Raw genomic sequence first — 24048 nt, 5'->3', positions numbered from 1 at the left:
GGCGACCGCTCACTCCCGGGCGAAGAACTCGAACTCGCTGACCGTCACGTCGGTGCCCTTCTCGGCCCGGTGCACGTCGGTGACCTGGATCTGCACGGTGGTGACCCCGTCGGCCCCGTCGAGGGTCAACGTCTGGGGCTCCCCGGTGTCCTCGACGGTGAGGGTGTCCGACCGGTTGGTGGAGTAGACCAGGTGCAGGGTCATCGGCCGGTGGGTCGCGGTGTAGTCCTCGGCCGTGCCGGCGGTCACGATCAGCCGTTCCAGGTCGACCTTCGCCGCGAAGCGCAGGGTGACCGTCGGCGGCTTCTCCTTGTCCCAGCGCACCTGCCAGTGCGTGTTGCGGTACTGGTCGACGCTCAGCTCCGGCCCGTGGTCGCGGACCGACGCGCCGCCGGTCACCTGCACCGGCCGGACCGCCACGAACCGGGGGTTGATCTTCCGGTCGGCCCAGTCCCGCGCCCCGGTCACCGGCCCGGACACCGCCCCGTTGATCCGCTCCCGCAGCGGCGGATAGATCAGGTAGGCCACCCCGATCGCGAAGAGCAGCACCGCGGCGACCGCGTTCGACCGCTGGTAGATCGCGTGCAGCACGCCACCGACCCCACCGGGTCGGCCGCCGCCGGGCGCGCCGGGACGGGTCCCGGCCGCGGTGACCCGGGGGCCACGGCGCGGCAGCAGGCGCTGCCACCAGCGTCGACGCACCACCTGGGCGGTCCGCAGCGAGTCGCCGCACCGGCTGCAGAACCGGCGGGTCGGCGCGTTGCCCTCGCCGCACTCGCCGCAGATCAGGTCACCGGGTTGCCGTCGACGGGTGGATGCCTTCGCGCCGACGGTGGCCACCCGGGGCCGGACCGCCTGCGGGCTGACCTCCTCGGGCTCGACGGTCGCGGCGGCGGTGGCCCGGGAACCGACCCGCCCGCCGGTGGCCGGCGCGCCCGGCAGCACGGAGTCGACCGACCCGTCGGCGGCGACCAAGGCGCTGGTGTGCGGCGCGGCACGCGTGTCGCGCCGGGGCGGGAAGGCCGGATTCCTCGGAGCGGTCGGCAGCTTCGCCCCGGCCACCCCCGGCGGTGGGGGCGGCAGCCGGCGCGGCGACCCGACGGCCACGGTCGGGACGATGTCCGGCGGACCGGCCGGGGTGTCCTCGGCCGGCGACGACGTCCCGCCGGCCGCCGGGTCCACCCCGGACGGGCCGGTACGGGCACCCGGCGGCACGGTACGGGCCGCCCGGTCCGGCAGCCGGGCGGCCGGCACCCCCGGTGGCGGCGGTGGCAACCGGCGCGGCGGCGTCGACACCGGTGCCGGACCGCCGTCGGGCGCAACCGTCGCGGCCGGCCCGCCGGCAGCGGAGGACCCGGCCGGCGACGTCCCCGGCGGCGCGGACCGCACCCCGGGAGAGCCGGTGCCCGGCGGACCGGACCGGACGCCCGGCGGACCGGACCCCGGCGGACCCGGCCGCGACCCGGGCGGACCGGACCGGACGCCCGGCGGCGTCGTCCCCGGCGGGCCGGGACGCACACCGGGCGGCATCGCACCGGGCGGGCCCAGGCCGGGCGGACCCGGCCGCGTCCCCGGCGGACCCACCCCGGGCGGACCCGGGCGGCCCCCAGCCGGACCCGCCCCCGGCGGCCCGGGACGCAGACCCGGTGGGCCGCCGGGCAGGCCGGACGCTCCCCGGCCCGTCCCGCTGCCGACCCGCACCACACCCTCGTCGACAGGTGAGCCGCCCGGCGCGGGCGCGATCACCCCGGCGATACGTTGCAGCAGCGTCGGCTTCTGCCGGAGCTCCTGCTCCGCCTCCTGGACCGTCTCGACCGGGATCTTCGGCACGGTCTTCTCGCCGGTCCACTCCAGGAAGCTGCCGCAGGAACCGCAGAAGGTGTCCGCGTCACCGTTGTGGTTGCCGCACTCACGACAGATGATCACGGTCGAGCACCTCCAGGGTCGTCGTCACGTGCGCCGGTACGACCGCACGGCACAGCTCGTCGAGGGCGTGCCGGGCCACCGCGGCCGGATCGTCCACCCGCACCCGGACGTGCACCCGGGCCGGTGGCAGCGAGTCCGGCAGCGGCTCCGGCCGGGTCGACCAGGACACCCCGGTCGAGTCGAGGACCTCCACCTCGCCCCCGGTCGCCAGCTCCAGGGCCATCCGCAGCCCGGCGACCGTCCCGCGCAGCCGGTGCGCGACGACCGCGCCGGCCACCATCGCGCGCTGCCGCTCGACCGGCCAGTTCTCGTCGAGCTGGGCACCGACCCAGTGGCCGAGCCAGAGCAGGAAGTCCGGCGGGGTCAGCTCCGGATCCAGGTACGCGTCGAGACAGTCGAGGGTGGACACCACCGGTGCGAGCACCTCGTCCAGCCCCTCGGTCCAGCGCACCAGCAGGTCGTCCTCCTGCAACAGGGCGGGCAGGAAACCGGCGATCGGGTACGGCATCGCCACGTCGACCGGGCCGCGCATCAGTGCTCCTCCACCCGGAGTTGGTGGTCGAAGGAGAAGACGAGGCTGTCCGGTTCCAGGTCGATCCGGCCGGCCTCGGTGCCCCGCTCGCCGGTCACCGGGTTGGCGGTGAACAGCCGCAGGTCCTCCACCAGCTCCACCCCGCGTACCCGCTGCAACACGGCGAAGAGTTCACCGGCCTGCACCGGACGCCCGAACGGCCAGCCCCGACCGTCCGGGCCGCCGCCGGCCAGCGGGCTGAGGAAGCCGTACAGGGCGGCCAGGCCCTCCTCCCGGACCCGCTCGACGACGACCCGGGGCCGGGCGACGACCCGGGCCACCACCGTCACGCCCCGGTAGCGGGGCGGCTCGACGACCACCCGGGTGCCGATCAGCCGGGTGGCGTCCAGCCGCCCGGCCACCCGGGCGAGGCTCGACTCGGCCGGGATCAGGTCCTCCAGCCGCAGCCGCCCGTCCTGCGCGGGCGCCGCCGGCACCACCAGCAGCCGCGCCACCGGCGGTCCGTCCCCGTTGCTCGGCACGCAGCGGACCCGGGCCAGCTCCGGGGCGGCCTCCCGGGCCAGCACCTCGTGGTCCTCGGCGGTCACCGCGCGACTGCGGCTGCGCAGGGTCAGCGGGCCCCGGCGGCGGGCCTCGTCCAGGGTTTCGCCGTCCACCCCGCCGCTGGCCGGGTGCCGGTTCTCCACCCCGGCGACGTACGGGATCGAGGTCCGCAACGCGGTGACCGCGCCGACGCCGACGTTGCCCCGGCTGCCGCCGCCCACCGCGTAGCGGCGCAGCCGCAGCCGACCGCCCCGGGGCGGCACCGCGCCGTAGCGGCGCAACGTGCCGTCGGGTTGCCGGACGGCCGGGCCGAACACCACCTCACCGGCCACCCCGTCGAGCAGGAAGTGCCGGTCCTCGGGGCCGCTGCCGGCGAAGTGCTCGACCGGCGACCACCGCTGCCAGCCGTCGTCGGAACTGACCTCCAGCACCGGGTCGCCGAAGCCGGCCAGCACCGGCCGGCGGGTCAGCGTGAACCGCTGGCCGGGCACCCCCTCGGAGTCGCCGAGTTCCTCGTCGTCCACCAGGTCGGCGTGCACCGCCCCGGTGGTGCCGCCGACGGTGTTCGCGGCCAGCCCGAGAACCACCGGGGAGGCGCTGTAGCCGGGCTGCCCCTCCTGCGGGGTGACCACCCGGGCCCGCAGCCAACCGGCCAGTTCCCCGTCGACCAGGGTCGCCTGGTGTCCGGCGGGCACGTGCAGCAGGATCGCGCCGGGACGGTTCAACGCGCCGGTCTCGTCCAGCCCGACCTCGCATTCGAGCCAGCCGTCGGTGCCACGCGCCTCCCAGCGCAGCGGCGGGTGCAGCGGGTTGACCCCGACGCCGTCGACCCGGCCCTCGAACTCCAGCCGCACCGCGCAGCCGCCGACCGCCCGGTCCAGCCCGATCAGCAGTTCGTCACCGGGCTGCGGCACCGGGGAGAACGCGGCCACCGGGCCGCCCAGCTCCAGGGCGCCGGTCTGGTCGGTGATCCCGTCGGCGGTCCGGACCCGCAGCCGGGTCAACGCGCAGGGCGGCACGGCGAGGTCGGCGAGGGTGGCGAAGACCAGCGGGTCCCCGCCGTCGCCGACGGTCACCGCCCGCGTCCCCGCCGGCACGACCTGGGTGGCGCGGGCCGGGGTGGACAGCCAGAAGGTCAGCGTGGTCCGGGCGGCCGTGGGCGGCACCAGGCGTACGCCGATCAGCTCCAGGAACTTCACGTAGAGCCGGTCGGGCACCCGGTTGAGCCGGTAGATGAGCTGGTCGGTCAGGGACGCGAACGTCTCGATCAGGGTGATCCCCGGGTCGGCCGGGTGCAGGTCGGTCCACTCGGGGCAGCGGTCGGCGATCAACCGGCGGGCGTCACCGACCAGGTCGTCGAAGCCCCGGTCGTCGAGGTCGGGGGCGGGCAGCGCCATCAGCCGAGCACCCCCGTACCGGTCAGTTCCCGGTCACCGGGCAGGGTCCGCAGGTTGAGCCCGAGGGTGCCGGGCTCGTCGGTGTCGCGTACCCGGTAGCGGATCTCGATGTGCAGCAGCCCGTCGCCGCCGGCCGGATCCTCGGTGACGGTGACGTCGTCGATCTCGGCCCGGGTCTCCCAGCGTTCCAGGGCGGCGCGCACCTCCACCGCCACCGCCCGCCGGGTCTGCCCGGTGACCGGCTCGAAGACGAAGTCGCGCAGCCGGGAGCCGAACTCCGGCCGCATCGGGCGCTCACCCGGGTAGGTCGCCAGGATCACGCACATCGCCTGCTCCAGCAGGGCGGTGCCGCTGATCGTGGCGAGTCGACCGTTGGGCTGCACCCGCAGCGGAAAGGCACACCCGGTGCCGATGACGTCGGCCTGCATGGCACTCCTCAGTTGAGCTGGATGGGTTTGCCCTTGATGGCGGTCGACGCGGTGCCGCTGATGTTGACCTGCGTACCGCTGATGTCGACCGTCTTGCCCTTGAGCTTCAGGCTGGTGCCGCCGTCGAGGGTGAGGCTGCCGCCCGGACCGGCCTTGATCTCCACGGCGGTCTGTCCGGTGCACTCGATCAGCAACTTGCCGGGTTTGTCGGGGGCGCAGCGCAGGGTCACCGTGCCGGCCACCTGGTCCATCGCCAGCGAGAGCTTGTCTCCCCTGGTGCCGAGCACCACGTCGGCGGCGGTCGGCTGCCCCTTGCCGCCGGGCGGCACCTCGTCGTGGAAGACCAGCCGGCTGCCCGACGGCGACAGCAGGCCGCGCCGGATCACCGAGCTGGTCTGCCCCACCGACTTCACCCCGCTCGCCCCCGGCTTCGTCGACGACGACTGGCCGCCGTCCAGGCCGTAGCCGGTGTGCCGGCTGGGCAGGCTGCCGAGCACGTACGGGCGGCGTACGTCGCCGAACTCGAACGCGACGAGCACCTGGTCGCCCGGCTCCGGCACGAAGAACGCGCCCCCGGTCGGGCCGGCGAAGAGCTGCCCCACCGGCGCCCAGTCGGTCTCGTGGTCCGGCGACAGCCAGGGCAACGCCAGGGTGACCCGGCCCAGGTTCTGCGGGTCCTTGACGTTGCTGACCACCCCGCAGACCACCCCGTCGATCCGGGCCGGGCCGCCCGGGTCACCACCGCCGCCGACGTTCGCCAGTCCGAGCAGCGACCGGTCCTGCGTCCCGCCGACGGTGAACTCGGTGCGGTAGCCCTCCCCGGCCTCGTCGAAGACGTGCCGGGCGGCGCTGAGCGTCCAGGTGCCGGCGAACGGGGCCGGCACCCCGTCCACCTTGACCGCCGTGCCGGCGACCAGCCGGGCGTCGCCCAGCGCCTCCCCCTCCGCCTCGGCGAAGCCGCCACCGATGCTGGCGGCGAGCCCCTTCGCGACCTGGGTGACCGCGCCGTCGGCCCGGCCGGGCACGGGCAGTCCCCGGCCGACCAGGACGTGCGCGCGGGGTCCGGGGGCCGGCCCGACGTCACCGACCGCGCTGTTGCCGGCCCGGGGCGGTGCCTGCGCACCCCGGGGGACGAACGTGTCGGCGGCGGCGGTCGGCGTCCGGCCGGCCAGGCTCACCCCGTCGGCGGTGGTCCCGGTACGGCTCGCCACCGTCGTCGCGGCGACCGGGTCCCAGGCGCGCACCTCGACCTCGGGGGCGAGGTTGCCGGCGCTGACCCGGGGCAGGAAGCGGCGCAGGTTGCCCCGGAAGGTCAACGGCACCGGGCTGCCGGCCCGGCGGGCGGTGGCCGCCCGGCGGAAGTGGAACCGGTCCCCGTCGGCGCCGATCTCGTAGCCGATCTCCCGGGCCCGGGCGGTGAGGAACTCCCAGTCGGTCTGGGCGACCTGGGACAGGTGGGCCAGCCGGCCGGTGGTGGCGTCGATCGTGCCGACCGACAGTTTCGCGGCGGTCGCCACCTGCCGGGCCACGTCCGCATCCGACTGGTTGAGGAAGGTACGGGTCCGCCGCACGCGGTGCAGCCGGTGGTCGTGGGTGTAGCCGCGCACCACGACGTGGGCGCTGACGTCCACGAAGTGCCCCTCCACGGCGGTCACCTCGCCGCTGATCAGCCGGTGCTCGGCCGAGCCGTCCCCGGTCGGGCCGAAGACCTGCACGGCGGTGCCCAGCTCCAGTCCGGCCGTGCGCAGCACGTTGCCGTCCAGGTCGGCGAAGGTCAGCTCGAACATGTCCGGCAGGGCGGCCTGGGTGTCCACCACCACCCGTACCAACTGGTCGGCGGCGGCCGTCGGCAGCGCCCGGCCGGCGGTGCCGACGGTGACCCGGGGGCGCAGGGTCGCCGTACCCCAGAGCAGGCCGTGCCGGTCGATCGCGGTCATCGTCTCGCCCCCACTACCGCCGCGCCCCGACGGACGCGCCCCTGGCCTGCGCCCGCATCGGGTCGTCCAGGCCGCTGGCCAGCGCCCGCTGCCGCCACTGCGCCGGGTCGGTCCGCACCGACCGGGTGGGCACCGGGCCACCCCGCTTGGGGAAGATCTCCCCCTCGATCACGATCAGGTCCAGGGTGGCCTGGGCCCGCACCGGCTGCCCGTCACCGTCGAACCGGGTCAGGTTGACGTTCAGCGTGCTCAGGTTGACCGCCATCGACAGCTTCCCCCAGGTGAACGTCAACCGGGGCAGCTCGATGCTGGACGCGGTGCGGCTCTGCTCGTCGACGCTCGGTGGGCCGGAGAAGGCGATCAGCTTCTGCACGTCCTGGGCCACCCCCGCGCCGACCAGCAGCACCTCGCCGGCCATCACCCGCAACGCGGTGTCGGAGGTGAGTTCCACCCCCCGGCCCCGGCCGACGAGCTGGGACGCCCGGGAGGAGCGGGTGATGCCCATCTTGGCCGGGTTGTAGGAGAACGCGACCCGGCCCAGCGTCGGCGACGACAGGGTGGCCGTCTCCGCCTTGGCCTGCAGGTCGGGGAAGAACCCCTCGTGCACCAGCTCCAGCCGTTCCACCGCGACCTGGTTACTGTCCGAGGAGAGGTCCGGGCCCGTCCATGACGACGGCCGTACGCCGTAGAGCAGCCAACTGGTGACCGGTTCGCCGTCGGCGTCGAGCAGGGTGATCCGGGCGGTGGTCCGGGTGTCGTCGCCGGTGCCGTCCTGCCACGAGCGCAGCACCCCGACCAGCCACTGTTGCAGTTGCGCGGAACTCTCCCGGTGCACCGCCCGTTCCAGCACGACCGGGGCGTAGCTGACCTCGCCGGGCAGGTGGTACTGGCCGACGTAGTCGCCGGTCACCCGGACCACCTCGGGCCGGAAGTCGGCCCGCAGGCCCCGGCAGGACCGCCACAGCCCGATCGGGACGTCGCCGATGGTCACCTGGAAACGCATCGCCAGGCCGAGCTTGAGGGTCCGCTTGACCCCTGGCCCGTCGCGGAACATCTGGAGCAGGCCGCCTGCGGCGAGCCCCTGCGCGGTCTGGCTCGGGTCGCCCAGCATCCCGCCGAGCTGGCCTGCGGAGACGGCGGCCATCAGAGCGAGAACTTCACGTCGTCGTGCAGGAAGCCGGTGTGCGCCAGTTCCAGCGTCTCGACCGCCACCCCGCTGTGGCTCGGGTCGAGTTCCGACACCGACCAGCCGACCGGGAAGAAGTGCTTCAGGTCCCAGCCGACGATCTTCAGGCCGACGCTGTCGACGAGCTGGATCGTGCCGCTGAGCGGGCGGTACCGGTTGGCCTGCTGGCAGAGCCACTCCTGGACGACCTGCGAGTCGAAGCAGACAGCCCGGCTGAGCCGGATCCGGCTGTAGGTCGGCTCCCCCACGTACGTGAAGACGTCGTTGCTGTCCCCGGCCCGGTACTCGCAGACCTGCCAGGTCACCCCCAGCCCGGAGACCCGGGACCAGGAGCCGAGGTTGTACCGCTCGTCGTCGATGACCACGAGGTACCTGTGGTTGACGCCGGTGACCTCGAAGAAGCCGCCCATCAAGCGGGCCGCGGTGGAAAGACCGCCTGCCATCGTTTCGCCCTCCTCGTCGCCTCGTCCTGGTCCCGCGTCCGTGCGGTCGTGCCACCTGCCGTGCGTCCTGCCACCTGCCGTGCGTCGTGCCGCCCGGCGTGCTCAGCGGAACTGGGTCAGCCGTCCGCTGCGTTCCCGGTCGACAAGCAGCTCCTGCCGCAGCCGTCCGCGTAACCGCCCGTACAGGCGGCCAGCCAGTTCCTCCAGGTCGTCGGGGTTCTCCAGGTCTACCGGCCGGCCCGGCGACCGGTCCGGCACCCGGTCGGCCTCCTGGTCCAGCCGGGCCGCCGTGGCCCGTCCCCGGTCGGCCACCGTGCGCAGCTCGGCCCGCAGCCGCTCGACCGCGTCGCGTACCTCGGCGATCCGGCCCGCGCTGCGGTCGACCGCGGGTGCCGCCGTCGCTGCGGCCACCTCGGCCCGCAGGGCGTCCAGGGGCGGCCCGGCCGCCGCCGGCTGGTCGGCTTCCTGCTGCTGGTCCAGTTCGCCCCGCACCAGCGCCCGCAGGTCGTCGAGGGTGGCCGCCGGGGTGTCCATCGCCGCCCGCTGGAGCGGGTGCGCGGCGGTCGGCGGGCCGGTCGGCGCGGCCGGGGGTACGCCTCCCGCACCGGGCTTCGCCTGCCAGGTCAGCCCGCCGCCGGGGGTGGTCCCCCAGATGCCGGCGGCACCCGCAGGTGTCGGCGCGACACCTCCGTCGGCCGGCGGCGCGACAGGTGGCAGCGGGCCTCCGACACCCGGCCCGCCGCCGTCGCCGAAGGCGTGCTCGGCGGCGAGCGCCCGCGCCTCCAGGTCCCGGCCGGTGCCGCTCGACTCGGCCGGCGGTGTCGCCCCGAACGCCCGCTGCTGCACCACGTGGGCCAGCTCGTGGGCGAGCAGCGCGCGGGCGGGCGGCGCGTCCAGCGGCCCGGCCGAGGCAGGCAGCAGCACCTCACCACCCCGGGTCGCCGCCCGCGCTCCGGCCTGCTGCACCACCTCCGTGGCCGCCGCGCCCCGCCACACCGGCACCGCCGCGACGTCCACGCCGTACCGCTGCCGGAAGCCGTCCACCAGGGCGGCCGGCACCTGTTCCGGCAGCTCGGGGTCGCCCACCGCAGCGGGCGGCGGACCCGCGCGGTGCGCCAGCGGGCCGGCCTCCCGCACGGCGGTCGGTGCCGGGCCCGGCCGGTCGTCCGCCACCGTCGGCGCGGCCGTGACGACCCCGACGGGGTACGCCGGGACCTGCGCGTCCACTGGTACGGCCATCGGCCGGTCGACCCGCTCGGCTGCCGGTACGGGCGGGTGCGTCACGCCGGACGGCACCGTTTCCGCCGATCCCGGGCCGGCCGGCGGCACCTGTGCGGCCCGGCCGTGCTCCCGGTCCACACCCGACGGAGGCCCGGCCGGCGGGGACTGCTCCGGACGCCGGGTGAGGAAGAAGGACGACGGCGCGGACACCGGCTCGGGGCGGTGGGTGTCGCGCCCCACCGGTGGGGCGGGCCGATAGTCCCCGGTGTCGTGCGCTGCCGCCGGCCCCGGCCGCTCGTCCGCGATGTCGCGCCCCGCCGGTCCTGGCTGGCCCTCCGACGCCGGCCGCTCCGCAGGGTCCGTGACTGGCCGGCTCCCGGACGCCGGCCACTGGTCGGGGTCCGTGACTGGCCGCTTCCCGGACCCCGGCCGCTCGGCGGGGTCCGCGACTGGCCGGTTCCCGGACCCCGGCCAGTCGGCCGGGTCCGCGCGCCGGGTCGGTGCCGTGGCACCTGCGGTCACGCCGTCCCGGGTCCCTCCGGCCGGGTGTGCCGGCGGTGCGGCTGCCGATCCGGCCACGGCACCGGCCCCGTCGAGGGTCCCGCCCCGGTGGTCCGCCGGACCGGTCACCCGCGCCGGGTACTCCGGGCGATCCTGCCCGACGCCCGGCGGCCGGTCCTGCCCACCGCCCGGCGAGCCGTCCCGCCGACGGTCGGCGGGGGCGTCGCGGTCGCTGCCGGTGGCATCGTCCGGGCCGATCCGGCTGCCCGGTTCGGGCTGGTCCCGGGTGGCGGACCCGCCTTCCCGGGTGGCGGGCCCGGCGGGCCGCCCCGGGGCGACGGTGGGCGGGGCGGTCATGCCACCCGGATCGGCTGATCCCTGGTCCGCCGGGAAGGCCGGCTCCTGGTGCGGTCGCGCCGTCGTCGGTCGGGCGGTGCGGCCCCGACGTCCGGCGAAGGCCACCTCGACCGGGCGCACCTCACCGGCCGACGGCGGGGTCTCCTCCGGATCGCTCCGACCGTCGTGACCCGGGGCGGCGGTGGCTGTGCCCCGGCCGGTGTCCGGCTGCGCCGGCCGGGCACGCCCACCCCCGGCCGACGCCCGGGACTCCTCGGCGGCCCGGGTGGCCTCCGCCGCCAGGTAGGCGACCTCGAATCCCGGCGGCGGCCAGACCTGCGCGGTGGGCAGACCGGCGGCGGCGAACTGCGCCGCCGTCCGGGCGGCTGCGGCATCCTCCCCGGCCCCCTCGGATCGCCCGGCGGACGGTGGTTGCTGCGGATTCTCCGGCCCGCCCGTCGGACCCGGTGCCGGCAGGGCACCCTCTCCCCCGGGCCTGTTCGCCGCCCCGCTCGGGCCACGCTGCACCGTCGAACGCTGGTCTACGGCCGGACCACCGGCCACGTTCCACCCCGCGTCCGGCGACGAACCGCCGTCCCCCGCCGGACCCGGAATCGCCCCCGGCACCACCGCCGGACCGTGGCCGGAGACCGGACCGTGGCCGGAAGTCACGCCACGACCGAGGGCCGGACCGTTGTCGGGAGCCGGACCACGGTCCAGGGCGGAACCGTGGCCGCCCGACCGGGTCGGATCGGGTGGCGACGGCATCCCGGTCGCCGGGCCGGCAACCGGTTGTGGGACTCCCGGCAGATGGCCGCCCGACCAGGGAAACGGCGACGCGTCGTCCCCGGTCGGCGGTGCCTCGTACGCCACCGGGGCGACCGGCCACCCGTCACCCGGACCGGCCACTGCCGGCCGGACCGGAGCGGGTGACGTCCACCCGGCCGCAGCGGTAGCCGTCCACCGCGACGGGTCGTCCGTGGCCGTCCCGGGCTGCGGGATGGTCACCATCGCCGAGGCGGGTGCCACGGTCAGCAGGGGCAGGCGTGGCAGGACCGGGTACCGGTCGGTGGACACCCACGACGCGACCGGAACAGGTGCGGGTGCGGGTGCCCCGACCATCCGGCGGCGACGCGGCCAGAACGGCTGTCCGGGCCGTAACGACCAGGCCATGCCCACCTCCTTCAGATTCCGGTTCGGGTGTGCGGCGTCGGGCCGCCCGGGGCTGGGTCAGGATTCGTCGGGTCAGCCGCTGGCCAGGTCCACCGCGAAGCGCTCCCCGCAGCGGGGGCAGACCACCTCTGCCCCGGTGTGCCCCTGCTGGTTGATCCGTCGGTAGAGGTCCTGGAGGAAGGCCAGGTCGGAGGCGAAGAGGTGCTCGATCACGTCGACGTCGACGGTCTGCACCCCGCCGATGCGGGTCACCGTCCGGGCGAGCAGCAGCACGGCGAGGAACGCCGGATTCCGGCGTACCCGGGGATCGCCCTGGGGGGTGATCTCGTCGCGGGCGGTGGCCAGTCGCATGGTGCCCTCGCGGTGCACCCCGCCCCGGTCGTCGACCAGCCCGCGCGGCAGCACGAACGGGTACTCGGTCCGCAGGCCCGCCGCCGGTGCGGCGGCGGGCTCGGCGAGGCTAGATCCGCGCATTGAAGTCGAACAGGTCGTCGCACATCAGCGTGACCGTCTGGTAGACGATGTCGGTGGCCCCGGCCTTGACCCCGCTGACCTCCACCCGCGACGGCCAGGCGTTGGTCATCATGTACGTCAGCCGGGCGTCGCCATTGAGGTCGTCACCGGGGCCGTAGAGCTTCAGGGCGCAGTCCCGGTAGGCGTCGTACATCATGTTGCGCACCTTCTGGTGCCAGAGCCACAGGTCGCCGTTGAGGTCGAGGCCCCGCTTGAGGGTGACCGTCGGCGGCTTGGTCCGACCGAAGTGCCGGGAGAAGATCGGCCCGGTCGTGCCGGCGGCCATGTACTCCGCGTTCTCCACCTCGCTGCTGATCCCGACCAGCTCGGCGAAGTTGATCGCCGACATGCCCGGCACCTCCAGCCGGAAGACGGCGGCACTGATGATCTGGGTGTTCTGCTTCGGGTCCTGGGTACCCTGACCGGCCATGCTCGTTTCTCCTGGTCTCGTCGTCGCTCAGGTCGGGTGCTCGCCGCCGGGGCCGGTCAGTCGCCGGAGCCCTGGGAGAGCTGGGAGAGTCGGAACACCACGAACTCGGCCGGCTTGACCGGGGCGATGCCGATGTCGACGGTGAGGATGCCGGCGTCGAGGTTCTCCGGCGGGTTGTTCTCGGCGTCGCACTTGACGAAGAACGCCTCGGACCAGGTGTCGCCCATCAGCGCGCCGCTGCGCCAGACCCGGCGCAGGAACATCGTGATGACCCGGCGCACCGCGTCCCACAAGCGGGGGTCGTTGGGCTCGAAGACCACCCAGTTGGTGCCGAGCAGGATCGACTTCTCGATCCAGTTGAACAGCCGCCGGACGTTGAGGTAGCGCCACTCGGCGTCGCTGGACAGCGTCCGCGCCCCCCAGATCCGGATGCCCTGCCCGGGGAAGGCCCGGATGCAGTTGACCCCGATCGGGTTGAGCTGGTCGTGTTCGCCCTTGGTCAGCCCGCTCTCCAGGGCGAGCGCACCCCGGATGATCTCGTTGGCGGGTGCCTTGTGGACGCCCCGGGTGTCGTCGTTGCGGGCCCACACACCGGCGACGTGCCCGCTGGGCGGCATGAAGACCGCCCGGCCCTGCGCCGGGTCCATCACCTTGACCCAGGGCCAGTAGAGGGTGGCGTACTTGGAGTCGTAGCTGGCGACGTCCATCCGCCACTCCTTGAGGCGCTGCGGGTGCAGGCCGGGCGGCGGGTCGAGGATGGCCACCCGGTCGCCCATCAGCTCGCAGTGCGCGATCATCGCCAACTGGACGGCCTTGAACGCCTCGTCGTCGATGGCCCCCTGCTGGTGGGCGGCGGCCAGGTCGGGGACGCAGAGCATGGTGATGTCCTCGATCGCCTCCAGCCCGGCGAAGCCGGTCCGGTCGCTGACGTCGCCGACGTAGTCCTCGGCGCGTACCCGCAGGTCGCCGGTGCCGGTCGTGGTGGCCGGCAGCGCGGGCGCGGCGAGGGTGATCTCGGCGCCGCGTCGGGGCGGGGCGAGGGTCGCGCCCTTCGCCTCCTCGATCTGGATCAGCTTGGACTGCTGGCGGACGGCGGTGACCACGTTGCCCGCGCCGCGCTTGGTGGTCAGGTTGTCCAGCGTCTCGACCGGCTTGCCGGCCTGTTTGACGACGAGCTTGAACGCGTCGTCGCCGCCCTCGGAGGCGTCGGCGACCTCGACCGAGAGGTCCTGGCCGGCGGGGCCGGGCAGCGCCGCCCGGACGGTGAAGGAGAGCCGGCCGTTGTCGCCGGCCGCCGGTACGGCCGCGGCCGCGTACGACTCACCGGCGGCTTCGTCGGCGGCGGAGTCCGCGCCGGCACCACCCACCCGGACCACGTACGCGGAGCCGCCCCCGTTGAGGAAGTAGCCGTAGACCGACAGCGGCAGGAAGCTGCCCGCCACGAAACCACCGAAGGTGCGGGTGTACTGCGTCCAGTTCGTGATGAGCGTGGGCTCGTCGACGGGCCCCTTCTCGGCGAAGCCGACGAACGCGGCGACGGCCGTCCCGACCGCCTCGATCGGCCTCGACCCGGAGGAAACCTCCTCCACGTAGACGCCCGGCGACAGATACGTCGGCATCGAACCTCCTGTACGACTGTGTGATGGGGCCGAGCCTGCCAACGCCGACCGCCCGTCAGGGCTGCCCGCCGGGACGCCACCGGGGTAGGCACCACTGCCCCCAAGGGCAACCGATCCGCCCCGACGGCCTGCCCGGCCGCCGCCCGCGCTCCCGTTCGGGCAGCCGGCAGGGTGGACGGATGATCTGGGATGTCGACCTGTCGGTCCGGGCCTGGTTGGGCCACTACCTGCCGGCGGACGTGCCGGTCGTCTTCGACCCGCCGGACCGGTGCGCGCAGCGTGCCGACGGTGACCTGGTCTCGGCGTTCCTGCTGGACGTCGAGGAGGACTCGGCGGGCGTCTCGGCGACCTGGGACGAGCTGCGCGACGCCGACGGCCAGCTCGTCGGGCGTCGACCGCCGGGCCGCCGGTACCGGTTCAGCTACCTGTTGACCGCCTGGGCGGCCGACACCGAGCGGGAGCACCGGCTGCTGGGTGACCTGCTGGTGGGCTGCGCGAGCTGCACCGCCCTGCCGTCGGGGTTCCTGACCGGTGCGGTGGCCCGCGCCAACCAGCCGGTGGTGGTGCGCAGCGCGCCCCGGCGGGAGGGGGACGCCGGTTCCGCCTGGGTCGGGTATGGCGGGACCGCCCGGACCGGGTTGCACCTGCAACTGCTCGTGCCGTTCGTGCCCGAGACGCAGACCGACCTGGCTCCGCCGCCGCGCGAGGTCAGCGTGAACAGCGGTGGCGGCCGACCCGCCGGCCCCGGCGGGGTGGCGGGCCGCCGGCCGAGGGGCGGGATCAGCGAGCCGCGCTGACCGCCCGCTGCCCGATCAGGCGTTCCGCTGCCCGTTCAGGTAGCCACGGCTGCCCCTTGGTGTTCCTCGATCGTGGTTCTGCCGGCCGCACCCGCGCGGCCACACTGCCCGCATGAGTGTCGCTGTGGGACTTGTCGAGACCGACCTCACCGTCGCCGCGGGCGGCACGGTCGGCTGCACCGTCCGGGTGCGTAACACCGCCGCCGTCGTCGACCAGTTCACCCTGGACGTGGTCGGCGACGCCGCACCGTGGGCCGAGGTCGAGCCGGCGACGATGAACCTGCTGCCCGGCACCGAGCAGGAGGCGCGGGTGACGTTCACGCCGCCGCGTGCGGCGACCGTGCCGGCCGGCAGCGTCGACTTCGGGGTACGGGTGCGGGGGCGGGAGAACCCCGAGGGTTCGGTGGTCGAGGAGGGCACCGTCACCGTGCAGCCCTTCGTGGAGCTGGCGACGGAGCTGGTGCCCCGTACCTCGCAGGCGCGGCGCGCCGCCCGGCACCAGCTGGTGATCGACAACACCGGCAACGTCGAGACCACGGTCGAGGTGCTGCCCGCCGACCCGGACCGGTTGCTGACCTTCCGGGTGCTGCCGGCCGCGCCGGTGCTGCGGCCGGGCACCGCCACGTTCGTGAAGCTGCGGGTACGCCCGCGCAAGCGGTTCCTGCTCGGCCCGGACCGCAACCTGCCGTTCCAGGTGGCGGTGACCCGTCCCGACGCCGAGCCGATCACCAGCGACGGCCTGCTGGTGCAGCGGTCCGTCCTGCCGGCCTGGTCGCCCCGGGTGGTGCTGGTGGCCGCCGCGGCGGCGGTGGCCCTGGTGGGGCTCTGGTTCGCGGTGCTCAAGCCCACCGTGCAGTCCACCGCGAAGGAGGCCGCCCAGGTGGAGACCAAGGAGTTGTCCCAGGAGGTGGCCGAGGTGAAGACCCAGGCCAGCGAGGCGGCGCAGACCGCCGAGAAGGCCGAGAAGGTGGCCATCGTCGCCGCCGGTGCCAGCCCGAAACCGAGCGCGGCCCCGAGCCCGACGACCGACACCGGAAAGGGCAACGGCAACGGGCCGGGTGCCCAGGGCGGGACGCTCGACAACGCCGACCCGGAGACCGCCGCCGACTTCCGGGTGGCGACCAGCGCGTCGCCGACCACGGCCAACGAGTTCACCCTCTCCACCTACCGGCCGGCCGAGAAGAAGGTGCTCTGGGTGACCGACATCGTGCTGCAGAATCCGCACGGCGACGCCGGCCTGCTCCAGGTGCGGCGGGGCGACACGGTGCTGCTGGAGACCGGCCTGAACAACTTCCGGGACCTGGACTACCACTTCGTCCAGCCGCTGCGGTTCTCCGCCGGCCAGCCGGTGACGGTCGCGGTGAAGTGCGCGAACCCGGGCACCACGGCGTGCACCCCGGCCGCGTACTTCGCCGGTCAGCTCGTGCCGGTCGCGCCCACCCCGAGCCCCTCCCCTAGCCGATGAGCGACCCGCACGCCGCCGCCCGGCAGGCCCCCGGCCCGCGCTCCTCCCACGACACCGCCGACCCGGCCGACACCGTCCACCCGGTGCCGGTCCGCGCGGCGGTCCGCTCCCGCGACCCGATCTCCCAGGCCGGGGTGACGGCCCAGCTCGACACCGTCGGGCCGGACGAACCCGCAGGCACCCGGCCGGTCGTGGTGGCCGGCCCCGACGACGACCCGGACATCCTGGTGATCGTCGCCGACACGGTGGACGGGTGGCTGCTGGCCCAGCTCGACGCGTTGACCGGGCGGCCGTCCCCCCGACCGGTGCTGGTGGTGGGGCAGCTCGACGACACCGCCGGCCTGCAGGCGATCGAGGCGGGCGGCCTGAGCCTGGTACGCCGTTCGGAGAGCACCGCCACCCTGCTGCGCGAGGTGGTCCGGGCCGCCGCCCGGGGCGAGGCGAGGCTCCCCACCGACCTGCTCAGCTCGCTGCTGATCCGGGTGGGCCGGGCGCAACGGCAGGTGTTGGCGCCCCGGGGGTTGACCATCCTGCCGCTGTCCCCGCGTCAGCTCGCCGTGCTCCGGATGATCGCCGCCGGGGCGGACATCGCGACGATCGCCCGGGAGCTGTCCTACTCGGAGCGCAGCATCAAGAACATCGTGCACGAGATCACCACCCAGCTCGGTGTCCGTAACCGCACCCAGGCGGTCGCGCACGCCATCCGCGAGGGGCTGATCTGATCCCGTCCCGTCGCTCAGGGGAGGTTGTCATCGTGGGCGTACCCGCGGCGAAGCTCGGTGACAAGGTGGTCGGCACCGACACGCACATCATCATGGTGCCCTCACCGGCCGGGCCGGTGCCGACACCCACCCCGATGCCGTTCGCCGGGACGATCGCCAACGGGTGCAGCACCGACGTGCTGATCGAGGGCAAGCCGGCCGCCGTCGTCGGCAGCGTCGCGGTGAACGCCCCGCCGCACGTGCCGACCGGTGGGCCGTTCCAGATGCCACCGAACAACCAGGGCACGATCATCGCCGGCAGCCCGCTGGTGCTGATCAACGGCAAGCCGGCGGCCCGGCACGGCGACAAGGTCAACACCTGCAACGATCCCGCGCCGCTGCCGGCCGGCAGCATCGTCGCCACCGGTCAGGTACTGGTCGGCTGAGCGGGCCGCGTGCCCTGGGCGACCCCGCCGGGGGTGGCCCGGGTCCAGTGCGCCCCGGCCGTGGCCCGGGACCGTGCGCCCCGGCGGGTGGGCCGGTCAGCGGCGGCGGGTGAAGGGTCCCGGCTGGGCGGTCGCCGACTGCACCAGGAACGTACCGCTGGTCACCTGGCCGACCGCCGGCACCGAGGCGAGCGCGGCCCGGGGGCCGGCGAGCCCCTCTTCGAAGACCACCATCGGCACCGCGAACCGGCCGGACGCGTCGGCGACCGCCGTCACCGTGCCGGCGCCGTCGACCCAGCCGACCAGCACCTCGGCACCGGCCGGGAAGCCCTGGCCGAGCGCGGTGACCACCTGGCCGGGACGGCCGACGCCCGGGTTGAACTGCAACGTCGGACTGCGACCCGAGACGCTCAGCGCCAGCGACTGGGCGGCGACCCCGCCGGTGTCGGTGGCGCTGGCGAGGCTGAGCGTCGACGTCGCCGCGCCGATCGCCCGGGGGGTGGCGGTGAGCGCCATCGTGCAGGATCTGGCGACGGCCAGCACCCCGGCGCAGGTGGAGCCGGTCACCGCGAAGACCGCCGGGAGGGGCTGTTCGGCGAGGGCGGCGGCCACGGTCAGCGGGTAGCCGCCGGTGTTGGTGAGGGTCACCGTCCGGGCCGCCGAGGGCACCCCGAGCGGAGCCTCCCCGAGGTCGAGCGTGGTGGCGTCGGAGTGCAGCACCGGTACGTCGGGTGCCGCGCCGCTGACGGTCACGGTCAGCCGTTCCGGCTCGCCCTGCACGATGCCGTCCACGGACACGTCGAGGCGGCAGGCGTACTCCCCGTTGCGGGCTGCGGGGTCGACCGCGACGGCGACGGTGAGGTCGACGGTGCCGCCGCTGTCGACGGTCTGCTCGGCCGGGGTGACGGAGGCCGTGAGCTGCGGGTCGCAGTCGGTGATCCGGGCGCCGACGGTGCTCTGGATGGCGCGGATGCCGGCCAGGATGGCGTTGGAGACCTCGGCGGGGCCGGCGGCGTTGAGCAGCACGCCCCCGGTCTGCCTGGTGATCTCGGTGTACTGCCCGGTCTGGTCGAGGGAGTAGCTGCCCGGGTTGCCGACGTCCACGGCCACCACCCGCACCCCCCGGGTGGTCAACGCCCCGATGGTGCCGGCGAGGTCGTGGCCGACGCTCGGGTCGTGCGACGGCGCGTCCCCGAAGATCACCACGATCGGGCTGCTCTCGGTCCGCAGGCTGACCGCTCCGGTGGCGACGGCGTGCAGGGCGTTCAGGCCGGCCTCCGGGTCGTCGCCACCGCCCCCGGCGGTCCAGACGTTCACCGCGTTCTGCACCTCGGACGGCACGGCGGTCAGGTCCCGGTTGAGGCGGAAGACGAACTCGTCGCCCTCGTCCCGGAACTCGGCGACCGCGAACCGGGCGTCGGGTTGGACGCCGCTGATGTCGTCGACGATCCGCTTCGCGTTGACCCGGACGTCGTTCAGCGCCGCCTGCATGCTGCCGGTCGTGTCGGCGAGCAGCACCACGTCCGGGCGGGGCGGGATGGTCGCGGTGGTCACCGTGCGGGTGACCACCGCCGAGCCACCCGGGGTCAGCCCGAGGGTCGTCCCGGCGGGTTCGCCGACCAGGGGGGCGACGCCGTCGCCCACGCTGATCCGCAACGCCGGGCCACCGGCCGGTCGTGGTGCCGCGAACAGCCCGGCGTACGCGGCCGGCGGTGCACCGGCCACCAGGAGTGCCAGCACGGCGATCGCCGACGCGGCGCGCAGGGACCGGGACGCTGAGGCTGCCATGGTGGACAGTGAACGCGGCCCGTCCGGGTCGACCGCGACCGTACGGGAAGTCCTGCGGGCAGTCCCGCCTGCCCGTTCGGGCACCGCCCCGGCGCCCCCGCCGGCTGTCACCCTACTGCGGGCGGGCCGACAGCACCCGGACGTCCAGCCCGCCGGAGCAGCGCCGGACGACCGCCGCCACGCTCTGCTCGTGGCTGGTCCGCACCGGGTCGACGGTGAAGTGCGCCTTGCGGCCCCGGCCGTGGCGCACCACGTAGCTCTCGGCCGTGCCACCGGCCCACGGGTCCCCGAACGTCTTGAGCACGTTGTAGATCGGGGTGTCCATGTCGCTCTCGTCGGTGTAGAACATCACCAGGTCCTTGAACTGCACGTAGTGCGCGTACGCCCCGTCGTCGGTCAGGGTGGCGATGATCCCGGTGTTGTGCGCGTTGAGGGCCGAGTCGATCGTCACCGTGATGAAGACGTACTGCGGGAAGACGTGGATGGTCAGCCGGTCGTCCCGGTACATGCGGGGCATCCGCTTCATCGCCGTCCCGATCATGGTGGCGAGTTCGTCCACATCCACGCCCCACGGGCTGACCAGGGCCTGGGTCTGCGCCCAGGAGTAGTGACCGGGCAGGTTCGAGTTGGCCTCCGGGTTCAGCGTGAAGGCCACCCCGATCTTGAACTCGCCGTGCTGCCACTCCGGCGCGTCCTCCCCCTCCACCAGCGGCTGCGCGAACCGGACCGACTTCTCCGGGGCGGGGGGCACCACCAGGTCGTCGTCGGACGCGATGTGACCGAACGCCCGGTCGTACCCGGAGTGGTCGTAGCTCTCCTCGTCCTCCTCGTCGCTCTCCTCCTCCTTGCCCCGGCCCTGGTACCGGAGCGCCTCCTCGGCGAGGGCCTGGCAGGACGCCACGAAGGCGGGCATCACCTCGGGGACGGACAGCGCCATGACCGCGGCCTGCTGCACCTCCTCCCGCCAGAGCGCGAACAGCTGCTCGTCGTCGCGCAGCAGCTCGGCCAGCGTGGCGAAGTCCTCGTCGTCCCGGAGTTCGACAGGCACGTCCGGGAACCGTCGGGCGGTCTCCGCCAGCGCGGTGCCCATCGCCCAGTCGTCCCACGGCCGGGGCAGTTGGCGCTCGAACGTGTCCAGCGTCGCCCGCACGTCGTCGCCGTGCCGGTAGGTGACCAGCAGGTACTCCAGGCTGCGGATCAGGTCGTGGCGGTCCGGGTGCATCTGCGCGATCCACCGGCCGAACATCCGGGTGCCGTAGTCGCCGTCGAGGACGGTGGCGAACTCGACAAGCTGGAAGTAGTCCGGGCTCTGCGTGGCATCGTCCCAGTAGTTCTCTTGCCAGGTCATGACCGCTCTTTTCGGATCGGCGACAGTCGACCCGGCCACCCTGTCCCGACCCCGGTCGCCGCGGTACGCGGGCACCGACCGTCTTAGGGGCAGTCCTCCCTGCCCCCGCGGGCAAGCCCACCCGGGGCCGGCGCGGCGGCCCGTCGTCGTCGGGGTCGAGCGCGACGACGGTGCGCCCGGCCGTGGGCACGGCCCGCACCCGGGTGTCCACCCCGGATGACGCGGAAGGTGGTGACAGGCCAACATTCGTCCATGCGAGTCGCTGTCCCACACCACCTGCACGGTCTGCTCCTCCGCGCACCCTGGTGGGAGCGGTCCGTCGCCGCGCTCGGCCTGCTGCTGCTCGTCGACAGCTTCCTCCCCTGGTACCGGTTGAGCTGGACGGTCATCCGGTACGGCAGTGGGCAGGAGACCCACCACGTCAACACGGCCACGGCATGGCACAGCTCGTCGGCCTGGTCGCTGGCCGTGCTCCTCGGCGTCACCGCGGCGGTCGGCCATCTCACCTGCGGTGCCGCCACCACCAGGTGGCGGACGCGGCTGCGCTGGCTGTTCCTGCTCACCGCGACGACGGGTCTGCTCGTGGCAACCGTCTCCTGGCTGGCGATCCCGTCGGTGGACGCGCCGGGCGGGTACGGCTTCGTCGCGGCGGACGAGGTCGCGGGTGGGGTCCGGCTCGGCGACATCGTGCGTGACCGGCTCCACGACAGGGAGGTGAACGTGGCCTGGGGCTTCTACCTCGCGGTGTTCCTCATGATGGCGCTGGTGCTGCTCATGCTCCAGGACATCGTCCGGCGGGCCGACCGCCGTGCTGCCACCGTCGCCGGATAGGGCAACCGCCCTGCGCCGGCGTTCGCCGTGGGCCCGTCCGGTCAGAACGTGGGGCGGCGGATCCGCCAGAAGACCAGTGCCAGCAACAGCACGGCCAGCCCGACGAACGTGACGGTCTCGATGGTCTGGAAGGTCCAGTAGCGTTCGATGGGCTGGTAGACAGCCCAGCGTTGGACGCCGTGGTCGTGGAGGTAGATGGTGGGGTCGCCGCCCGCCTCCCGCGCCCTCCCCTCCATGATCACGGCCTCGAGTCCGGTGATGTGGCGGCCGTCGGCGTCGACGAACCCCTGGTCGAGGATCATGTCCCGGGCGTTGGTGGTGCCGTCGGTGAGGTCGCCCGCTCCCGGCACGAACGCCTGGACGCTCGTGACCGGCGTGCGGAAGTGCGGGCGGATCCAGCCGGCGATGGTGACGCGTACGGCCAGGAACGCCAGGAACGCCACGGCGGCGGCCGGCAGGCTGCGGCGCAGCACCGGTCCGGCGGCGACGCCCAGCGCGAACGCGAACAGGGTGTGCGCCATGGGCACGACCCCGGTCAGGTCGAAGCCGGTGATGTCGAACCCGCCCAGCGGGTCGAGTGGCTGCCGGTACCAGGCGACCACCGTCGACAGTCCCGCAGCGAGAAGGACGCTGACGGTGCCGAGCACCAGGATCTTGACGGTCAGCCAGCGCCTGCGGGGCACCGCCTGGGTCCAGGCCAGCTGCCAGGTGCCCGTCTCCAGTTCCCGGGCGAGCAGCGGCGCGCCGAGGAAACCGCCGATCGCGTACGGGACGAAGTTGAGCAGGATCAGCACGGTGGTGCTGTAGCCGTGGTCCTGTTGGAGCCGGGCCAGTGCGGACCGGCAGCCCTCGTCCAGCGGGGGCACCAGGCAGTGTGTCGGGCCCATCGGGAACAGGGCGTGCATCGGCCGGCCGAGGACGAACAGCGCCACGGCGATGACGCCGACGAAGACCGTCAGTGCCAGGACCTCGGTACGGTGCTGACGCCACATCATCCAGGTCATGCGGTCTGCTCCCGGTCTTCGGCGTCGGGGTCGGCGGGTCGGCGCAGGTAGGCCAGCACGAGTTCGTCCAGCCCGACGGGGTTCGCCTGCCAGCCGGGGATGACCGGCGTCGCCGCCTGGCGTACCAGCATGGTGGTGTGCCGGTCGCTGTGGCTGACCTCGATCACCGACGGGTCGCGGTGGTCCGTCCCGACCCGGGGACCGACGAGCAGCCGGTGTTCGGCCAGCAGCGACTCGATGTCGCCGGCGAGCACGACCCGGCCGTGGTTGATCACCACGAGGTGGTCGCAGACCCGTTCCAGTTCGTGGAGGGCGTGGGAGGAGAACAGCACGGTCAGCCGGCTGTCGGCGACCGCGCCCATCAGGGTCCGCTGGAACTCCTGCCGGGCCAGCGGATCCAGGCTGGACAGTGGCTCGTCCAGGACCAGCAGGTCGGGTCGCTTGGCCAGCGCCAGCGTGAGCGCCACCTGGGACTGCTGCCCGCCGGAGAGCGCACCGGCGCGGGCGTGCAGCGGGATGCCCAGCCGGGTCAGGCGTCGCGCGGCCAGCTCGTGGTCGAAGCGCACGTTGCAGGAGCGACCGAAGCGCAGCAGGTCCGCCACGGTGAACTGGCGGTAGAGCGGGTGGTCCTGCGCGAGGAAGCCGATGCGGGTCAGCGCGCGCACAGTGTTGGTGGCGGGCGACTCGCCGAGCACCTCGACCGAGCCGGTGGTGGGCGTGAGCAGCCCGACCGCCAGGCGCAGCAGCGTGGTCTTGCCGGCGCCGTTCGGGCCGACCAGGGCGCTGACGCGGCCGGGGGGCAGCTCCAGGGTGCAGTCGCGCAGGGCCCAGCCCTTGCGGTAACGCTTGCCGAGGTTCTGCGTACGCAGCGCGGGTTGGGTCGTCATGCCGACTGCGCATTCGTCTCGGTCCGGTGGTGGACGCTGGCGGACAGGCCGGCGATCGCCTGATCGTCGAGCCCTGCGGCGTACGCCCTCCGCAGCCAGGTCTGCAGGCCGCTCCGCAGGGAGGTGTAGGTGGCCGGGGGCACCGCAGCCGGCAGCGTGTCGGTGACGAACGTGCCGTGGCCCGGCCGGCCGGTGACGAGGTGCTCCTGCTCCAGTTGGCGGTGTGCCTTCGCCACCGTGTTCGGATCGATGGCCAGCGACTCGACGACCTCCCGGATCAGGGGCAGGCGGTCACCGGGGCGGAGGAAACCCAGCAGGACCGCCTGCTGGACCTGGTGGACCAGCTGCAGGTACGGCGGTACGCCGGAGCCGGTGTCGAGCCGGAAGTGGAACATCGCGCCCTCCTGCTTTACTAGGAGAATAGTAAAGCCGCAGAGCTCGCCCGCCGTCAAACCGCACCTTCGCGCCCACGGGTCGCCCCCCTGATGACAAAGTCATCCCAACTGTTGACGGCGTCATCTCAATTGCCCTACGCTGACTGTGATGACGCTGTCATCTTGCAACGCCGGGGCCCTCGGCCTGCAGGAGTCGACCTC

The 24048-nt window shown here is 74.3% G+C and carries 22 protein-coding genes; 6 read left to right on the top strand and 16 right to left on the bottom strand.

The annotated features are described in order from the left end of the window. Positions 1-9: 9 nt before the first annotated feature. The 8 genes from JQX11_RS33250 to JQX11_RS31525 all read right to left on the bottom strand — a co-directional run bounded on the left by JQX11_RS33250 (position 10) and on the right by JQX11_RS31525 (position 9676). Positions 10-1926 (bottom strand): NADase-type glycan-binding domain-containing protein, encoded by a 1917-nt coding sequence (locus tag JQX11_RS33250; protein ID WP_204928573.1) that lies wholly within the window; start codon positions 1924-1926, stop codon positions 10-12. After that, positions 1910-2458: a phage tail protein gene (locus tag JQX11_RS31555; RefSeq protein ID WP_204928572.1), complete on the bottom strand. Its 549-nt coding sequence runs from the start codon at positions 2456-2458 to the stop codon at positions 1910-1912. Before JQX11_RS31555 ends, JQX11_RS33250 begins: the two co-directional genes overlap by 17 nt. Beyond that, positions 2458-4398 (bottom strand): putative baseplate assembly protein, encoded by a 1941-nt coding sequence (locus JQX11_RS31550; protein ID WP_204928571.1) that lies wholly within the window; start codon positions 4396-4398, stop codon positions 2458-2460. The genes JQX11_RS31555 and JQX11_RS31550 overlap by 1 nt, the downstream gene beginning before the upstream one ends. Next, the gene (locus JQX11_RS31545) at positions 4398-4826 is read right to left on the bottom strand and encodes a GPW/gp25 family protein (protein WP_088643773.1); all 429 of its coding nucleotides are present in this window, start codon (positions 4824-4826) and stop codon (positions 4398-4400) included. The genes JQX11_RS31550 and JQX11_RS31545 overlap by 1 nt, the downstream gene beginning before the upstream one ends. Before the next feature lie 8 nt (positions 4827-4834). Further along, entirely contained in the window at positions 4835-6763 is a 1929-nt protein-coding gene (locus JQX11_RS31540) for a phage baseplate assembly protein V (protein ID WP_204928570.1), read from the bottom strand. 13 nt (positions 6764-6776) lie between these two features. Next, positions 6777-7907, bottom strand: coding sequence for a phage tail protein (locus tag JQX11_RS31535; protein ID WP_204928569.1), 1131 nt, complete (start codon positions 7905-7907; stop codon positions 6777-6779). Further along, positions 7907-8392 carry a phage tail protein gene (locus JQX11_RS31530; protein WP_088643770.1) on the bottom strand — a complete coding sequence of 162 codons (486 nt, stop codon included), beginning with the start codon at positions 8390-8392 and terminating at the stop codon, positions 7907-7909. The genes JQX11_RS31535 and JQX11_RS31530 overlap by 1 nt, the downstream gene beginning before the upstream one ends. Before the next feature lie 102 nt (positions 8393-8494). Next, complete coding sequence (locus tag JQX11_RS31525) at positions 8495-9676, bottom strand: eCIS core domain-containing protein (RefSeq protein WP_204928568.1); 1182 nt, start codon at positions 9674-9676, stop codon at positions 8495-8497. Between the two features lie 546 nt (positions 9677-10222). Between JQX11_RS31525 and JQX11_RS31520 the strand changes: the two genes are divergently transcribed. Next, positions 10223-10489: a hypothetical protein gene (locus JQX11_RS31520; protein WP_204928567.1), complete on the top strand. Its 267-nt coding sequence runs from the start codon at positions 10223-10225 to the stop codon at positions 10487-10489. Positions 10490-11695: 1206 nt separating this feature from the next. Here JQX11_RS31520 and JQX11_RS31515 read toward each other — a convergent pair. Genes JQX11_RS31515 through JQX11_RS31505 form a run of 3 tightly spaced genes read right to left on the bottom strand, consistent with a single transcriptional unit; the run spans position 11696 to position 14185 of the window. Beyond that, positions 11696-12097, bottom strand: coding sequence for a hypothetical protein (locus tag JQX11_RS31515; RefSeq protein ID WP_204928566.1), 402 nt, complete (start codon positions 12095-12097; stop codon positions 11696-11698). Continuing rightward, on the bottom strand, positions 12084-12566 hold the full coding sequence (locus JQX11_RS31510) for a phage tail protein (RefSeq protein WP_088643766.1): 483 nt from the start codon (positions 12564-12566) through the stop codon (positions 12084-12086). Before JQX11_RS31510 ends, JQX11_RS31515 begins: the two co-directional genes overlap by 14 nt. A 56-nt stretch (positions 12567-12622) precedes the next feature. After that, positions 12623-14185, bottom strand: a complete 1563-nt coding sequence (locus JQX11_RS31505) for a phage tail sheath family protein (protein WP_204928565.1) — start codon at positions 14183-14185, stop codon at positions 12623-12625. 179 nt (positions 14186-14364) lie between these two features. Here JQX11_RS31505 and JQX11_RS31500 point away from each other — a divergent pair, with 179 nt between their 5' ends. The 4 genes from JQX11_RS31500 to JQX11_RS31485 all read left to right on the top strand — a co-directional run bounded on the left by JQX11_RS31500 (position 14365) and on the right by JQX11_RS31485 (position 17594). Further along, complete coding sequence (locus tag JQX11_RS31500; protein ID WP_204928564.1) at positions 14365-14982, top strand: Pvc16 family protein; 618 nt, start codon at positions 14365-14367, stop codon at positions 14980-14982. Positions 14983-15094: 112 nt separating this feature from the next. Next, complete coding sequence (locus JQX11_RS31495; protein WP_204928563.1) at positions 15095-16447, top strand: COG1470 family protein; 1353 nt, start codon at positions 15095-15097, stop codon at positions 16445-16447. Continuing rightward, positions 16444-17169 (top strand): helix-turn-helix transcriptional regulator, encoded by a 726-nt coding sequence (locus JQX11_RS31490; RefSeq protein WP_204928562.1) that lies wholly within the window; start codon positions 16444-16446, stop codon positions 17167-17169. The genes JQX11_RS31495 and JQX11_RS31490 overlap by 4 nt, the downstream gene beginning before the upstream one ends. 32 nt (positions 17170-17201) lie before the next feature. Then, complete coding sequence (locus tag JQX11_RS31485; RefSeq protein WP_204928561.1) at positions 17202-17594, top strand: PAAR domain-containing protein; 393 nt, start codon at positions 17202-17204, stop codon at positions 17592-17594. A gap of 96 nt (positions 17595-17690) precedes the next feature. Here JQX11_RS31485 and JQX11_RS31480 read toward each other — a convergent pair whose 3' ends face one another. Both JQX11_RS31480 and JQX11_RS31475 read right to left on the bottom strand, forming a co-directional pair. Beyond that, on the bottom strand, positions 17691-19382 hold the full coding sequence (locus tag JQX11_RS31480) for a choice-of-anchor D domain-containing protein (protein WP_204928560.1): 1692 nt from the start codon (positions 19380-19382) through the stop codon (positions 17691-17693). Positions 19383-19494: 112 nt separating this feature from the next. Then, positions 19495-20730 carry a hypothetical protein gene (locus JQX11_RS31475; protein ID WP_204928559.1) on the bottom strand — a complete coding sequence of 412 codons (1236 nt, stop codon included), beginning with the start codon at positions 20728-20730 and terminating at the stop codon, positions 19495-19497. A gap of 252 nt (positions 20731-20982) precedes the next feature. On the opposite strand from JQX11_RS31475, the gene JQX11_RS31470 reads away from it, so the two are divergent. Beyond that, positions 20983-21561 (top strand): hypothetical protein, encoded by a 579-nt coding sequence (locus JQX11_RS31470; RefSeq protein WP_204928558.1) that lies wholly within the window; start codon positions 20983-20985, stop codon positions 21559-21561. Positions 21562-21602: 41 nt separating this feature from the next. On the opposite strand, the gene JQX11_RS31465 is transcribed toward JQX11_RS31470, so the two are convergent. Genes JQX11_RS31465 through JQX11_RS31455 form a run of 3 tightly spaced genes read right to left on the bottom strand, consistent with a single transcriptional unit; the run spans position 21603 to position 23847 of the window. Beyond that, positions 21603-22565 (bottom strand): ABC-2 membrane transporter-related protein, encoded by a 963-nt coding sequence (locus JQX11_RS31465; RefSeq protein ID WP_204928557.1) that lies wholly within the window; start codon positions 22563-22565, stop codon positions 21603-21605. Continuing rightward, entirely contained in the window at positions 22562-23452 is an 891-nt protein-coding gene (locus tag JQX11_RS31460) for an ABC transporter ATP-binding protein (protein ID WP_204928556.1), read from the bottom strand. Before JQX11_RS31460 ends, JQX11_RS31465 begins: the two co-directional genes overlap by 4 nt. Then, a complete protein-coding gene (locus JQX11_RS31455; RefSeq protein ID WP_204928585.1) occupies positions 23449-23847 on the bottom strand; it encodes a GntR family transcriptional regulator in 399 nt (132 codons plus the stop codon). Before JQX11_RS31455 ends, JQX11_RS31460 begins: the two co-directional genes overlap by 4 nt. Positions 23848-24048 lie beyond the last annotated feature (201 nt).

Source organism: Micromonospora humida, from assembly GCF_016901255.1.
In the GTDB taxonomy this organism is placed as follows: Bacteria; Actinomycetota; Actinomycetes; order Mycobacteriales; family Micromonosporaceae; genus Micromonospora; species Micromonospora wenchangensis.
The sequence above is the reverse complement of the archived record's forward strand: the minus strand, read 5'-3'. Positions and strand labels throughout refer to the sequence as shown.